At 53.8% G+C, this 15,187-nt stretch carries 14 protein-coding genes; 8 read left to right on the forward strand and 6 right to left on the reverse strand.

The features are described from left to right. Positions 1–95 precede the first annotated feature (95 nt). Positions 96–902 (reverse strand): exodeoxyribonuclease III, encoded by an 807-nt coding sequence (locus DOQ08_RS10020; RefSeq protein WP_114334800.1) that lies wholly within the window; start codon positions 900–902, stop codon positions 96–98. Positions 903–982: 80 nt separating this feature from the next. On the opposite strand from DOQ08_RS10020, the gene pyrE reads away from it, so the two are divergent. Further along, complete coding sequence (gene pyrE / locus DOQ08_RS10025) at positions 983–1,621, forward strand: orotate phosphoribosyltransferase (protein WP_114334801.1); 639 nt, start codon at positions 983–985, stop codon at positions 1,619–1,621. Between the two features lie 3 nt (positions 1,622–1,624). Further along, positions 1,625–2,284, forward strand: coding sequence for a DUF4124 domain-containing protein (locus tag DOQ08_RS10030; protein WP_114334802.1), 660 nt, complete (start codon positions 1,625–1,627; stop codon positions 2,282–2,284). An 87-nt stretch (positions 2,285–2,371) separates the two neighbouring features. On the opposite strand, the gene DOQ08_RS10035 is transcribed toward DOQ08_RS10030, so the two are convergent. Beyond that, a complete protein-coding gene (locus DOQ08_RS10035) occupies positions 2,372–2,773 on the reverse strand; it encodes a hypothetical protein (protein WP_114334803.1) in 402 nt (133 codons plus the stop codon). 266 nt (positions 2,774–3,039) lie between these two features. Between DOQ08_RS10035 and DOQ08_RS10040 the strand changes: the two genes are divergently transcribed. Beyond that, positions 3,040–3,552 (forward strand): fibronectin type III domain-containing protein, encoded by a 513-nt coding sequence (locus tag DOQ08_RS10040; RefSeq protein WP_114334804.1) that lies wholly within the window; start codon positions 3,040–3,042, stop codon positions 3,550–3,552. Between the two features lie 23 nt (positions 3,553–3,575). Here DOQ08_RS10040 and DOQ08_RS10045 read toward each other — a convergent pair whose 3' ends face one another. After that, positions 3,576–3,914, reverse strand: coding sequence for a DUF2782 domain-containing protein (locus DOQ08_RS10045; RefSeq protein WP_114335468.1), 339 nt, complete (start codon positions 3,912–3,914; stop codon positions 3,576–3,578). Between the two features lie 105 nt (positions 3,915–4,019). On the opposite strand from DOQ08_RS10045, the gene polA reads away from it, so the two are divergent. Then, positions 4,020–6,746, forward strand: coding sequence for a DNA polymerase I (polA, locus tag DOQ08_RS10050; protein ID WP_114334805.1), 2,727 nt, complete (start codon positions 4,020–4,022; stop codon positions 6,744–6,746). Between the two features lie 62 nt (positions 6,747–6,808). On the opposite strand, the gene DOQ08_RS10055 is transcribed toward polA, so the two are convergent. From DOQ08_RS10055 to DOQ08_RS10065, 3 genes are all read right to left on the reverse strand, one after another. After that, positions 6,809–8,338, reverse strand: a complete 1,530-nt coding sequence (locus tag DOQ08_RS10055; protein ID WP_114334806.1) for an OmpP1/FadL family transporter — start codon at positions 8,336–8,338, stop codon at positions 6,809–6,811. A 145-nt stretch (positions 8,339–8,483) separates the two neighbouring features. Next, entirely contained in the window at positions 8,484–9,605 is a 1,122-nt protein-coding gene (locus DOQ08_RS10060) for a PilT/PilU family type 4a pilus ATPase (protein WP_114334807.1), read from the reverse strand. A 37-nt stretch (positions 9,606–9,642) separates the two neighbouring features. Further along, positions 9,643–10,677, reverse strand: coding sequence for a type IV pilus twitching motility protein PilT (locus DOQ08_RS10065; RefSeq protein WP_114334808.1), 1,035 nt, complete (start codon positions 10,675–10,677; stop codon positions 9,643–9,645). A 52-nt stretch (positions 10,678–10,729) separates the two neighbouring features. On the opposite strand from DOQ08_RS10065, the gene DOQ08_RS10070 reads away from it, so the two are divergent. The 4 genes from DOQ08_RS10070 to DOQ08_RS10085 all read left to right on the forward strand — a co-directional run bounded on the left by DOQ08_RS10070 (position 10,730) and on the right by DOQ08_RS10085 (position 15,135). Then, positions 10,730–11,431, forward strand: coding sequence for a YggS family pyridoxal phosphate-dependent enzyme (locus tag DOQ08_RS10070; protein WP_114334809.1), 702 nt, complete (start codon positions 10,730–10,732; stop codon positions 11,429–11,431). A 75-nt stretch (positions 11,432–11,506) separates the two neighbouring features. Next, positions 11,507–12,340, forward strand: a complete 834-nt coding sequence (proC, locus tag DOQ08_RS10075; protein WP_114334810.1) for a pyrroline-5-carboxylate reductase — start codon at positions 11,507–11,509, stop codon at positions 12,338–12,340. 21 nt (positions 12,341–12,361) lie between these two features. After that, a complete protein-coding gene (locus DOQ08_RS10080) occupies positions 12,362–12,946 on the forward strand; it encodes a YggT family protein (protein ID WP_114334811.1) in 585 nt (194 codons plus the stop codon). Between the two features lie 224 nt (positions 12,947–13,170). Further along, positions 13,171–15,135, forward strand: a complete 1,965-nt coding sequence (locus tag DOQ08_RS10085; protein ID WP_114334812.1) for a dynamin family protein — start codon at positions 13,171–13,173, stop codon at positions 15,133–15,135. Positions 15,136–15,187 lie beyond the last annotated feature (52 nt).

Below are 15,187 nucleotides of genomic sequence, written 5' to 3' on the forward strand. Positions count from 1 at the left end.
GGATGGCCGAAGAGAAGCGCACATGGATGTGCTAGTAGCGGTTCTGGGGAAGGTATACCGAAACGGCACCCTCCCCCGAAGCGAGACCGATTAGCTCAAAAACCAATCTCAATATCGTAATCCATCACCACCGGAGCGTGGTCCGAAAAACGCGTACTGCCATCAATCCAACCATCACTGATGGTCTTGCGAATACCCGGTGTCAGCAACTGATAATCCACCCGAATGCCCGCCTTCTTGCGCGAACCCTCGGTCTGCTCCGGCCACCAGGTAAACTGATTACTCTGCTTATTGATCTCACGGAACGCATCAATACAGCCCATCTCATCAAACAAACGATCCAACCAGGCCCGCTCATGGGGCAAAAACCCGGAAAAATCCGTCTTGTGATAAAGCGGGCTGGCATCCGTCACATGATGAGCAGACTGCAAGTTCGCACAGAAAATAAACTGACGGCGCTTGCGCAGCGTCTTCTGCATATGCACACCGAACGCATCCAGAAACTCATCTTTGTGATCCAGAACCGTCAGATCATCATCGCCAATCAGCTCTTCCTCACGCCCCAGCGCACACGGCGCCAGCACACAAGCTACAGAAACTTTATCGAAATCCGCCTGAATAAAACGACCTTCACGGTCTGCCTGCTCATTGGCAAATCCGTACATTATCGCCTTCGGGAAATGACGGGTATAAATGCCAACTCCGCCGTGCTCATTCAGCTCACCATCAATAAAGTAAGCCTCATAGCCCTCAGGAATCAGATTTTTATCTTCGACTTCATAGGCACGCATGCGGTGGTCCTGAACACACACCACATCGGCGTCCTGCTCTGCCAGCCAGTCAAAAAAGCCTTTCTCAACAGCCTGCTCCAGACCGTTGACGCTAATGGATACTACGCGCATACGTGTTCCCTGATTCGGTTTCTGTGTATGATACCGGTTTTACGCCTTATTTAAAGTCAAACCCCGCCAGAAGCCTTGCCATGCACGACTATCAGAAAAATTTTATCGAGTTTGCCATTCAGCGAAATGTTCTTCGTTTTGGAGAATTCACTCTCAAATCCGGACGCACCAGCCCTTACTTTTTCAATGCCGGACTGTTCAACACCGGAGACGACCTGCTGCAATTGAGCAAGGCCTACGCCGCCGCCATTGAGCGCAGCGGCTTGGATTATGACATCATTTTCGGACCCGCCTATAAGGGCATTCCGTTGGCCACCGTTACGGCTATGGCCCTGGCTACAGACGGTAACAGCAAACCTTTTGCGTTTAACCGCAAAGAAAAGAAAGATCACGGAGAAGGTGGCAATATTGTAGGCGCGCCACTACAAGGTAAAGTATTGATCGTTGATGATGTAATTACCGCCGGCACCGCCATACGGGAATCCATCGACATCATCCGGGCCGCTGGTGCAGAACCTGCCGGAGTATTAATTGCTCTGGACCGCCAGGAAAAGGGCAACGGCGAACTCTCCGCCATACAGGAAGTCGAACAAGAATTCGGCATCCCGGTGGTTAGCATCATTCGCTTGGAACAAGTACTAGACTACTTAAAGTCTAACCCCGAGTTTGCCGGACACGCAGAAAACGTAGCCAGCTACCGGGATCGTTACGGAGTCTGATACATGCAGCACCGCCTCACCAAAGCTCCGGTTCTTGCCGGCCTCATCTCCTTGGGGCTGCTAACCTCTGCAGTCGTGCAGGCGGGCATGTATCGCTACACAGACGCTAACGGCCAGCTGGTCATCAGCAACACCATCCCTCAGGAAGCCACCAAACGCGGCTACCAGATCATCAGCGACAGCGGGCGGGTCATTGAAACGATAGCCCCCGCCCCCACCGCCGAAGAACTCGCCGCCCGAGAAGCTGAAAAAGAGCGCAAGCAGCAGCAGGAAGCTCAACTAGAACAAGACCGGCTACTCCTGAAACGCTTTAGCCATCCGGATCAGGCTGTTCGGGCCATGCATCGAAAAGTGCAGGAACTGGAAGGCCTTATTGCCTTGAAGCGGGGCAACATTTCCGTATTAACCAGCCAACTCGACAACGAACAACGCCGAGCCGCCGAGATGGAAAGGGCCGGAAGAAACGTCCCCGACGCCACGCTCAAAAAGATCTATCGGCTGGAAGGTCAGGTTCGCGATATCGAACGTGAAATCGCGGCTCAGCGTCTGGAAATTGATGCAGTTGCCAAACGCTTTATTTCCGACATCGAACGGCTGGAAGAAATCACCGATTCAGAACGCACCTTGCCTCTGACGGATTCCGAATCAGCCAGTTCCGAGTAGTGCTCACCTGAAGTTCGTCGGGGCAGGAAACACAAAAAAGGCGCTCAACATGGAGCGCCTTTTTCGCTACTGCAACAACCTAAAACATTAGGCAGAAGCAGCGGCTTTCTTCTTAGCGGCAGTCTTCTTTGCAGGCTTCTTGCCTTCAACAGCCTTCTTCGCATCTTCAGCGGCTTCAGCTACGTCTTCAGCAGCTTCAGCTACGGCTTCTGCGCCTTCAGCAGCTTCTTTCTCAAGCTTGGCAACCAACTCGGCAGCGAAATCACCGAAACGGGTGTTCAGGCTACGCAGCTGATTGAACAAAGTGTCGGAGTAACCGTTGTAGCGCTCACGCAGAGTCTGAACGGTGTATTCACGAACTTCAGCTTCCAGCTTCTCAGCGAAATCGAAAGGCTTGGCTGCCAGCTTCTTCTGCTGCTCTTCAGCAGTAGTGATGCCCTTTTCAACGATGTCCTGCAGCTGCTCTTGGTAAGATTTAAGTTTACCCATAGTATTTCTCCTTGGTTTAGTCTCTTTCAGCCCTGAAACCGGAACTCCCGGTGGCCTTTAGTAGATTTCAACACCTAAGTTACGGGTAAAAATTAGAATGTTCACACTAAAAATGATTGCCTAGCCTTTACCAAATTGTCACTTGATCACTTTTGCACCGAAGGCATAATTGCCACCTGTTTTTTCTGGCCCGTCTCCCTGTTGTATTCAGGCTCCATACGAACTTAAAGGGGCATTTCCAAGTAGACCCCGTATGCGAGTAAACCATGAACAATCTTCGATCTCACCGGCCAGGCGGTCGGCCGCGCGTGCCGCTTACTGCCCTATTTGCAATTTCAACGCTGTTCCTGACTGGCTGCCAAGACGGCGCAGGCACATCGAACACGGCAAACATTCAGCACACAGAAACCACAGAACACAACCAAACGAAAAGGTTCCAAGGCAATACCAGCGGCCCATTAACGAATACTGCTGACTCGTTTTCCAAACGCTCACCTGCAAACCAGACTCTCGAAACACCCAAAACACTCGTGTGGAGCGCTCCACTTACACGAGAGGACGGATCATCTCTGGCGATAGGGCAAATAGCCGAATACAGAATTTACTACCGTCTGAAGTACAAAGACCGTTTCAGCGTGATCCCGATTACCGACACCAGCAACACCAAATATCCGCTGACAGGCCTGCCCCCCGGCGCCTACGAGTTCTCCATAACCACTGTAGACGCTGAGGGCTTGGAAAGCCGCCGCTCAGAGTCGGTTGAAATCAACCTGATATAAGCGGCGTATAGAGAAAGGAATCTTTACCAGCGAAACAACACCCAGCTGGGGACAAGGAGGTCCGAATCCGTGTCCTGCACCCAACCACCCCCGTCGGCAGGCACCAGGTAGTACTCTGGCCCCACTTCGGGCACCACTTTGATTTCCATAAGCTGCCCGTTTACCCGGTATTCATAGAACACTTCGCCGTCACCCGGGCGAATCACAATCTCGGTACCACCCGCTGGCGGCTGGTAGTCGGTAATCACCAGCGGCTCTTTCGGTGTCTCCACCGGAGTCGCATCCAAAGCCCCGTTGTCCTGAGCCATCAGCGGCACAGAGAAACAGCCCAACAACAGGGCGGAACAGGCGATTCGTTTCATTTTCATGGTACCCTCTGACTCATCATTCAGGCTTTGAATAACACTCTAAGTTAAGAGTTGCACAAGCCAACCCACGCTTCAATCAGAATCCGGATTTGCATCGACATGACTGAGAAAAAGACTCCCCCCGTGGTTCTGGTAGACGGTTCGTCCTATTTGTTCCGTGCCTACCACGCGCTGCCGCCACTGACCACCAGCAAGAACCATCCGACCGGCGCCATCAAAGGCGTAGTCAGCATGTTACGCCGACTGGATCAGGACTTTCCGGAATCCAAGGTCGTGGTGGTGTTTGATGCCAAGGGCAAAACCTTCCGTCACGAGATGTACGAAGAGTACAAAGCCAATCGCCCACCCATGCCGGAAGACCTGGCCATCCAGATTGAACCCATCCACGAGATTGTGAAGGCAATGGGGCTGCCGCTTTTGATTGTGCCCGGTGTCGAGGCCGACGATGTGATTGGCACGCTGGCCAATGAAGCCACCCATAAAGGCATCGATGTGGTGGTGTCTACCGGCGACAAAGACATGGCGCAACTGGTGAGCGACCATGTCACACTGATCAACACCATGACCGAAACCGCCATGGACCGAGACGGCGTGATCGAGAAATTCGGCGTAACGCCGGAGCAGATCATCGATTATCTTGCGCTGGTCGGCGACAAAGTGGACAACATTCCCGGCGTGAACAAATGCGGCCCGAAAACCGCGGTTAAATGGCTTCAGGCGTATAACGATCTCGACAACCTGATCGAGCACGCCGGAGAAATCAAAGGCAAGATTGGCGAATACCTACGCGAAGCCATCGACACCCTGCCCCTGAGCCGAGATTTGGCCACCATTCGCTTGGATGTAGACCTGGAATTCGGTCTGGAAGATCTGACCGAGCGGGAGCAGAACGACGAGGCGCTGCTGGAACTGTTCAAAGAGTATGAGTTTCGGGGTTGGATTTCCCAACTGGAGAACCGCGATACCGAAACGCCAGAAACTGTCGCTGCCGCTGAAGAACCCAAGCAAGCCATCGAAAGGACTTACACCGTCATCACCGAGCAAAGCGAGTTCGATGCTTGGCTAAAACGCTTGGAAGCCGCAGATCAGTTTGCCTTCGACACCGAAACCACCAGCTTGCGCTATATGGATGCCGAAATAGTCGGCGTCTCCTTCGCTATCGAACCCGGCGAAGCGGCTTACGTGCCCGTTGGCCACGACTACATGGGCGCGCCAGAACAACTGGATCGTGACAAGGTACTGGCCCAGCTCAAGCCGCTGCTGGAAAACCCGAAGCAAGCAAAAATCGGCCAGAACCTGAAGTACGACAAGAACGTACTCGCCAACCACGGCATTCATTTGGAAGGTATCAGCGACGACACCATGGTGGAGTCTTACGTGCTCAACTCTGTGGCCACTCGCCACGACATGGACAGCCTCGCCAAAACCTATCTGGATGAGGAAACCGTTAGTTTCGAGTCCATCGCTGGCAAAGGTGCCAAGCAGCTGACCTTCAACCAGATCGATCTGGAAAAAGCTGGCCCCTACGCGGCCGAAGACGCAGACATCACGCTGCGCCTGCACCACGCCTTGAGCCCCAAACTAAAAGAAATCGGCAAGCTGGAATCGGTGTACAGGGACATCGACTTGCCGCTGGTGCCGGTACTGTCCCGTATGGAACAGCGCGGAACATTGATCAGCGCCAGCACGTTACGACAGCACAGCCAGGAACTGGCCGAGCGCATGGCCGAGCTTGAGAAAGAAGCGCACGAAGTGGCCGGTGAAGCCTTTAATCTGGGCTCTCCCAAACAGCTACAAGCCATTCTTTACGACAAGTTCGGCCTGAGGGTCATCAAGAAGACGCCAAAAGGCGCACCGTCTACCGCGGAACCCGTGTTACAGGAACTTGCCCACGAACACGAACTGCCCCGGCTGATCGTGGAACATCGCAGCCTGAGCAAGCTCAAATCAACTTACACCGACACTTTGCCAGAGTTGATCCACCATCGAACGGGCCGGGTGCATACGTCTTACCACCAAGCGGTGACCGCCACGGGGCGACTCTCATCCTCTGAGCCCAACCTGCAGAACATCCCGATTCGAACACAGGAAGGCCGCCGCATCCGTCAGGCGTTTATTGCGCCGGAAGGCTACAAACTGCTGGCGGCGGACTACTCCCAGATCGAACTGCGCATTATGGCCCATTTGTCGGGCGACAAAGGCTTACTGAAAGCCTTCGAGCACGGCGAAGATATCCACAAGGCGACGGCGGCGGAAGTGTTCGGTGTAAGCCTGATTGAAGTGTCTTCCGACCAGCGCCGCAGCGCCAAGGCCATTAACTTCGGCCTGATTTACGGCATGTCGGCCTTTGGATTGGCCCGCCAGCTGGGTGTAGAACGGAAAGTGGCTCAGGAATACATTGATAGATACTTCGATCGTTACCCGGGCGTACTGCGCTACATGGACAACATCCGCAAGCAGGCCCACGAAGACGGCTATGTGGAAACCCTGTACGGCCGCCGCCTTTACCTGCCGGAGATCAACGCCCGTAACAAGCAGCTGCAACAGGCCGCCGAACGCACCGCCATCAACGCACCGATGCAAGGCACCGCGGCAGACATCATCAAGCGCGCGATGATCGACGTGGACCAATGGCTGTATGAAAACCACGCTGACGATGCCGTGATGACCATGCAGGTGCACGATGAATTGATCATCGAAGTTCGCGAAGAAGCTGTGGAAAAAGTTCGAGAGGGGCTGGTAAAGCGCATGTCCGCCGCCGCCAAACTCGACGTGCCACTGCTCGTGGAAGCGGGTGTCGGTGACAACTGGGACCAAGCCCACTAACGCAAAACGCCCGGTGAGCTTCCTCAACCGGGCGTTTTTTTTGCGGTTAGCTAAGCGGCTTATTAGAACGCTTTGCTGACCTCGATCGCGGCGCTCCAGGCGCTGAGTTCGTATTCAGCTGTGTAGTAGCTCGGATCTTCAATCCCTGGCGCAAGCTCGGCGACCTGATCAGGGTTACTGTGCTGGTAGTTACGCTCAGTGAACTTTGGATCGTCTTTGAACAGCAGAGTTCCTACCGCTACGTCAACAGCCCAGCCACTTTGCGCATCTTTCCACTGCGTACCTAGTGTCAGCCAATGACGATCGCTAGACGGGATACGGGCAGTTAAGTACTGGTCCACAGGAGATTCATCCCAAGCATAACCGGCTTTGAAGGCCCATTCTGGCGTTGCTTGCCAGATACCACCCACATTCACCTGCCAAGTATTTTTCCACTTTTCCGTAATATGGGTAACGGGCTCATCGCCAGTTCTACCAGTTACTTGGCTGATCTGACCGGAATCGCCTTCACGACTATTGATGTCAAGTTCTTCAAACCGTCCCCAACGCGCATAAGTAGCGCCCGCTAGCAGGGTTACTTCATCAGTCAGGTGGTGACGAACGCCGAATGTGATCGCCTCTGGAATCGCCAGAGGAACTTCAACTTTTTCAGTCAAGGTTGTGGTTGCACCAGGGTTGCCTGGAACAGGGAAGTTACTGATTTCAGCATCACCCTTTAACTTCAATTCCGTACCCGTCTGGGCACTCAAGCCAAATTGCGTACGTTCGTCCAACTCATAAAGAAAACCAACCCGGAAGGTAACACCGATATCATCACCTTCTATGTCGGCGTATGGGTCTGCCGGCAGATTGTTCAGAGCCTGCTGTGATCCTGCTTGTGCACCAGCCTGTTGGGCTGCAGCAATTTGCTGTGGCGTAGCATTTGGATTTGCAGTTAGAAGCTGCGTGACAGCTTGCTGCGCGCCCGCTTGGGCTCCTTGCCGGAAAGCAACGGCAGACACATCTTGAAACTTAGTCAGGCGCCCCTCGGCATACATGATGTTCAGCCCAACGCCCATGGACAGACCTTTACCATTGTTCACAGACAGGGACGGAGTGAATGCAATAGCTTTCAGTTCAGTCTTATCGGCAAAGTAACGACCTTCAAAATTATCGTCATAATCGGCCGCAAGCCCATAAGGAGCATGAATACCAAAACCAACGTCGATAGACTCGTTAACTTCATGGGTTAAATAGAAGTTAGGCAGCACCGCCAGGTCAGCAATATCACCGCCATGATTACCATTTACCGGTACGTTAACACCTGGAACATTCCGGCGCGCTTCGGCATGCTTCGCCTCAGCATCAATATCCAAAACCGCCGCACCAAAAGAAATGTTGGTACCAGACAGCTGACTCATACCGGCCGGGTTAAAGAACACAGTGGTTGCGTTTTCAGGGTTGGCAGCGGCGCCGGCGTTGGCTACGCCCATCTGGCTAGCGCTTTGCTCGTTCAATGAAAAGCCACCGGCCATAACGGTTGCAGGGGCAGCAACAGCGGCCAAAGTGGCAAAACGAATGGCTTTCACGAGTACGTTGGTATTCTTATGCATGGTGTCTCCTTATTAGTTTGCGCGGAGTATACGCAGCAGTGGGTTATGGCCTCAAATGCCAAAACTACTTATTTGCAAAGCTAATCGTTTCTGCCGCATTTAAAACGCAAAAAGCCCCCAACTGGGGGCTTTTTGCCAGAGAGAATCAATCGTCTTGAATGGACAGTTTATCGACCGACGACGACAAGCTGTCTGCGCCCTTTGCGTCGCTTCCCAGCTTAATCATCAAACGCAGATCGTTGGCCGAGTCCGCGTGGGCCAAGGCATCTTCATAGGTGATCGAACCTTCGGAATAAAGCTTGTACAACGCCTGATCGAACGTCTGCATGCCGCTTTCGTTCGATTTCGACATCAGTTCTTTCAGTTTGTGCACTTCGCCTTTGCGAATCATGTCGGCCACCAGAGGCGTATTGATCAACACCTCAATAACCGCTTTTCGGCCTTTACCGTCCGGTGTCGGCACCAACTGCTGGGCGACGATGGCTTTCAGGTTCAGCGACAAGTCCATCCAAATCTGGTTGTGCTGTTCCGGCGGGAAGAACTGGATAATCCGGTCCAGCGCCTGGTTCGCGTTGTTCGCGTGCAACGTCGCCAAACAAAGGTGCCCGGTTTCCGCGAACTGAACCGAATACTCCATTGTCTGGCGGGTACGCACCTCACCAATCAGGATCACATCCGGAGCCTGCCGCAGGGTATTCTTCAGCGCCACGTCGAAACTTTCAGTATCTATACCCACTTCACGCTGAGTGACGATACAGCCTTGATGCTGGTGTATGAATTCGATGGGGTCTTCGATAGAGATGATATGCCCCCGGCTATTCCGGTTACGGTGCCCGAGCATAGCGGCCAACGAAGTAGACTTACCGGTACCGGTAGCGCCCACAAACATGATCAAGCCCCGCTTGGTCATGGCCAGGTCTTTAATCACTTCCGGCAAGGAAAGTTCGTCAATTTGCGGGATTTTCACTTCAATGCGCCGCAAGACCATGCCGCACAGGTTGCGCTGAAAAAACGCGCTCACACGGAATCGCCCGATGCCTCGGGCGCTGATGGCAAAGTTACACTCGTGGCTTTCGTCGAACTCGGCGCGCTGTTTGTCATTCATCGCGCCGTAGACAAACTCTCGAGTCTGTTCCGGCGTTAACGCATTTTTAGTGACGGGCAACACCTTGCCATTCACCTTCATGCTTGGCGGAACACCTGCGGTGATAAAAAGGTCCGAACCGCCTTTTTCCACCATTAGCCGCAACAGCTTTTCAAATTCCATTTTTTGTACCTATGTGTTTCAAAATCATGGCTAATGCTTAAAAATTATCCGGAATCTTCGCTTTCATGCGCGCATCTTCACGGGAAATCAGGCCTTTTCTGAGCAGGCCTTCCAGACACTGATCCAGTGTTTGCATGCCAAGGGAGCCACCGGTCTGGATAGACGAATACATTTGCGCAATTTTGTCTTCACGGATCAGGTTCCGGATGGCCGGGGTGCCAATCATGATTTCATGAGCCGCAATTCGGCCTCCGCCCATCTTTTTCATCAAGGTCTGGGAGACAACCGCTTGCAGAGATTCCGAGAGCATCGACCGCACCATGGACTTCTCTTCGGCCGGGAACACGTCAACAACCCGGTCGATGGTCTTGGCGGCGGAAGTGGTATGCAAAGTACCAAAAACCAAGTGTCCGGTTTCTGCAGCGGTCAGCGCAAGACGAATGGTTTCAAGGTCCCGAAGCTCACCCACCAGAATGATGTCGGGGTCTTCCCGCAAAGCGGAGCGCAGAGCTTCGTTAAACCCGAGGGTATCCCGGTGGACTTCCCGCTGGTTCACGAGACATTTCTTGGATTCGTGCACGAATTCGATGGGGTCTTCAATAGTCAGAACGTGCTCGTAGCGGGTATCGTTGATGTAGTCCATCATCGCGGCCAGCGTGGTCGACTTACCCGAACCGGTTGGCCCGGTCACCAACACCAAACCCCGCGGCACAGAGGCGATGTCCTTGAAAACCTGACCCATGCCCAAATCTTCCATGGTCAGTACTTTCGAAGGGATGGTCCGGAATACAGCACCGGCACCACGGTTCTGGTTAAAAGCATTCACACGGAACCGAGCAACCCCCGGGACTTCGAACGAGAAGTCAGTTTCCAGAAATTCTTCGTAGTCCTTGCGCTGCTTGTCGTTCATGATGTCGTAAATCAGCCCGTGCACCTCTTTGTGCTCCATCGGGGGGAGGTTGATTCGGCGTACATCGCCGTCTACACGAATCATGGGGGGAAGGCCTGCTGACAGGTGCAAATCCGACGCACCTTGTTTGGCCGAAAAGGCAAGCAGTTCAGTAATATCCATAGGGATCCTCGGAAGGCTTTTTCTTTTAATACAGACGCGGCAAACTCACACTATGAGCAGCATAGCAGACAACATCAGAAGCGTAACCCGACGCATACAAAAAGCAACACAGCAAGCCGGCCGCAAGCCCGACAGTGTGCGGTTGTTGGCAGTTAGCAAGACTCGCCCGCCGGAAGATATCCGGGCGGCGGCGCAAATTGGCCAAACCGCTTTCGGTGAGAATTACCTGCAGGAAGCGTTGGACAAAATCGAGGCACTGAAAGACCTCCCGGATCTTGAGTGGCATTTCATTGGCCCAATTCAGTCCAACAAAACCCGACAAATCGCCGAATCTTTTTTATGGGTACACAGCGTCGATCGCCTGAAAATTGCTCGCAGGCTCAGCGAACAGCGCCCGGATGAACTCGGCCCGCTAAATATCTGCCTGCAAGTGAACGTGAACGATGAAGAGAGAAAATCCGGCTGTTCGTTAACCGAACTACCCGAACTGGCGACGGCCGTCAGCGAGCTGCCCAACCTGACCTTGAGAGGGCTGATGGCAATTCCTGATCCAAACCAGAGCGAGGCAGACCTGAAACAAAGTTTTCAAAAGCTGGCCCACGCTTTAGCCCAGCTAAAACAGTCATTACCGGGCGCGATACAACTCGACACGCTATCGATGGGCATGTCGAGCGACCTGGAACCGGCTATCGAAGAAGGTGCAACCTGGGTACGGGTTGGCTCCGCCCTGTTCGGAGCTCGTCCGGCCAAATAGCGCCTAAGCTGAATCTATGCGTTCCTGTTATCATCAGGCACATACCATTTACTGAGCAAGCACTTGGAGCGAACCTTGAGCAAATCACCCGTCATCTCGTTCATCGGCGCCGGCAATATGGCCAGCGCTATTATTGGAGGCATGCTGAACAACCGCTTCGAAGCCGAAAATGTGTGGGTTAGTGCGCCCGATGACGGCCACTTGCAAACTGTTCGAAGCCAGTTTGGCGTAAGCGTCAGCACCAACAACCGCTACTGCGTGGAACAAGCCGACATCGTTGTTCTGGCGGTAAAGCCCCAGGTAATGGCCGACGTGTGCCGGGACATTGCACCGGTTGTGCAAAATACCCGCCCCCTGATTGTTTCCATTGCGGCAGGCCTGACCGCCGAAACGATCGACCAATGGCTCGGTGGCGGATTGCCGCTGGTTCGGGTTATGCCGAACACGCCGTCACTGGTCGGAAAAGGCGCGGCAGGCTTGTTTGCCAACGCTAAGGTGTCGGAAGAACAAAAATCCATGGTACAAACGGTATTCGAAAGCATCGGTACTGCGCTTTGGGTCGAGGACGAAAACCTGCTCCACGGGGTAACCGCCCTTTCCGGCAGTGGCCCGGCCTATTTCTTCCTGATGCTGGAAGCGTTGGAAAGTGCCGCGACGGAGGCCGGCGTAGAGCCTGCCACGGCCAGAAAGCTGGCCATTCAAACCATGGCGGGCGCGGCCGAAATGGCGGCCAACAGCGAGCACGATCCCGCTCAACTGAAGCGCAACGTTATGTCTCCGGGCGGCACCACCGAGCAGGCGATCAACACGTTTGAAGACGGTGGCATGCGAGAACTGGTGAAAAAGGCTTATGATGCCGCTTTCACACGCTCTGAAGAGATGGCAAAAGAACTGGCAGACAAACAGTAACCGTTACGGAGACACAGCTACATGCTGGCAGATATTCTGATCACGATCCTGATGATTGCATCCACCTTTTACATGTCGGTGGTGCTGCTGAGATTCCTTCTGCAACTGGCACGGGCCGATTTCTACAACCCGATTTCCCAGTTCGTAGTAAAAGCCACTAATCCGCCGTTACGGCCACTGCGCAAAATCATCCCGGGCTGGGGCGGTATCGATGGTGCGGCATTGGTACTGGCTATCTTGATTCAAGCCATCACCTTCTTTTTTATGCTGTTGATTTACAACTCCGGCATGCCTTCGTTCAACCCGCTGACCCTTCTGGTATGGGGCGCACTGAATGTTCTCAGCCTGATCGTAAAGATTTACTTCTGGTCGGTCATCGCGGTCGTGGTGGTGAGCTGGATCGCACCTCAAAGCGGGCATCCGGCGATACAACTGGTAGCCCAAATCACCGAACCGGTGATGCGCCCTGTCCGGAATATCATGCCGTCGATGGGCGGGCTCGATTTATCACCAATTATCGTGTTCCTGATTCTCAACGTGCTGGATGTCGTGTTGAATCATATGAAGATTGCCGCCGGAATGGGTTTTCTCGGCGCCGGCATGTAACCTGCATCACAAATATACATATCGTTACATAATACCAAGACTTTAAACATCTCAAGGCCGACCTATCAAACCATTGATACGTCGGCCTTTTTTGCCCGTCATTTAACGCCTGCCCGTCAGAACTGTTAAACGCGCCCATACCTCAGCTGGATAATCGGGCTATTATTGCCGACATTTAATTTGGGACGATCTACCTCCCGAACGTCGCGCCAAAGGATTACCTCATGAGCCAGCAGGGAACACTGTCGCAGCAGGTGGAAGCCTACCACGACTGGAAAAAAGATCTGATACGCCAGATCGGCCGATACCGGTTGTGGCTTCAGGACAACAATCTTTTTTCAGAAGATATCAGCACCCGCATACGTCACGGGCTGGAGCTTCTGATTGAGGATGAACTGACCATCGCGTTCGTCGGTGAGTATTCTCGCGGCAAAACCGAGCTGATTAACGCGCTGTTCTTTGCCAGTTACGGGCAACGGATGCTGCCCTCCGAGGCTGGCCGTACCACCATGTGCCCCACCGAACTGTTCTTCGATCGCACCAACAACAAGAGTTATCTCATGTTGCTTCCGATCGAAACCCGTACCGGCGATCTGTCTCTGCAGCAACAGCGCAAACGGCCTGAAAATTGGGTTCGGCACGAATTGGCCGAAGACAACCCGACGGTCATGCGTGAAGTACTCTCCGAAGTCGCCCGGGTTAAAAGTGTCTCTATCGGTGAAGCGCGAAAACTCGGATTTGATGAAGACATGCTGGAAACCGATCCGCGGCTTCCCGGCAACGTACTGGTACCGGCCTGGCGAAACGCCCAAATCAGTATTCGCCACCCCCTGTTCGAACGTGGCCTGCGCATCCTCGACACACCGGGCCTGAACGCTTTGGGCTCAGAACCTGAACTGACCATGAGCATGCTTCCCCGTGCTCACGCGGTGATTTTCGTTTTGGGTGCCGACACCGGCGTTACTGCCAGTGACATGACCATCTGGAAAGAGCACATCAACACAGACCACGCTGACCATCGCGCCGGCCGCTTTGCCGTGCTGAATAAAGTTGATGTGCTGTGGGACGACATTCAAGGCGAAACCCACACCGACGACTCCATCGAACGCGTGCGCACTTACACCGCCGAACACCTCGGCATGAATCAGCACGACGTACTTCCACTGTCAGCCAAACAAGGTTTGCTGGCGAGGGTGCGAAACGATTCAGAACTGTTCAAACGTTCGAATCTCGGGTTGCTGGAAAAGCTGATTGTTCAGCGCATCCTGACCCACAAAGAGCAACTCATTACGCAGCACCTCATCAGCGACCTTTTGGGCATGCTGCAAAACAGCCAGGCTGCAATGCAGTACCGACTTAAATCGTTGGAAGAAGAGCACGCGGCCTGCTCCGGCTCCGCACTGGATAAGCCGGCACTCGCACGGCTCGCAGAACGGGCGCAGAAAGACTACGACTTCTATTACAAAAAGCTGATCACCTTGCGCTCGTCTCGCCGCCTGATGGACTCGCAAGGTGAAATTCTGAACAACCTGGTCAGCGAAAAACGCTTCGAAGCCCACGCCGAGAAAGTGCGAGAGATCATGATGAAAAGTTGGTCTACCGCCGGCATGGTTCGCGCGATGGATCACTTCTTCGAGTTACTGGAAATTGACCTGAGCAACCTGCTCGCCGAGGGCCAATTGGCCGAGAAAATGGTCGGTTCGATTTACCGACGTTATAACGAAGATTCCCGCGCCAGACACTTGGAGCCTATCCCGCTCAGGGCTGGGCGCCATGTCATCGCCATCCGCGAACTGCGAAAAAAAGCGCGACGTTTCCGCATCAGCCCCAAGAACCTGATGTCGGAACAATCGTTGTTAATTCGCCGGTTCTTTAATGTGATGGTTAGCGAAGCCCGCACGCTACACAGCAGGGCAAGGTCCGACGTTGGGCGCTGGCCGCAGGAAGCCTTGCTGCCGATTATCCAGTACTCGATGGAGCAAAAGCAGCTGTTGGAGCATCAAATCAGCCGGTTAAGAGATCTGGTACGAAACGACCGCGACAGTCGTGCCGAGAGGGCGCGCCTGCAGCACGCCATCGCCGACTTGCGCAAACAGCTCGAACTGGCCGACAACATGGTGCGCCACATTCGCAAGCCGGCACCAACCATGATCCAGCAGAAAGTCGTTAACATTTACGGCTCAGCCTGAACCCAAGTTGCTGCAGGCGGCACGCGCCGGTTGCAGCAACCACCCCCCGCCT

The sequence above is a fragment of the Marinobacter litoralis genome (assembly GCF_003336705.1).
Lineage (GTDB): Bacteria > Pseudomonadota > Gammaproteobacteria > Pseudomonadales > Oleiphilaceae > Marinobacter > Marinobacter litoralis.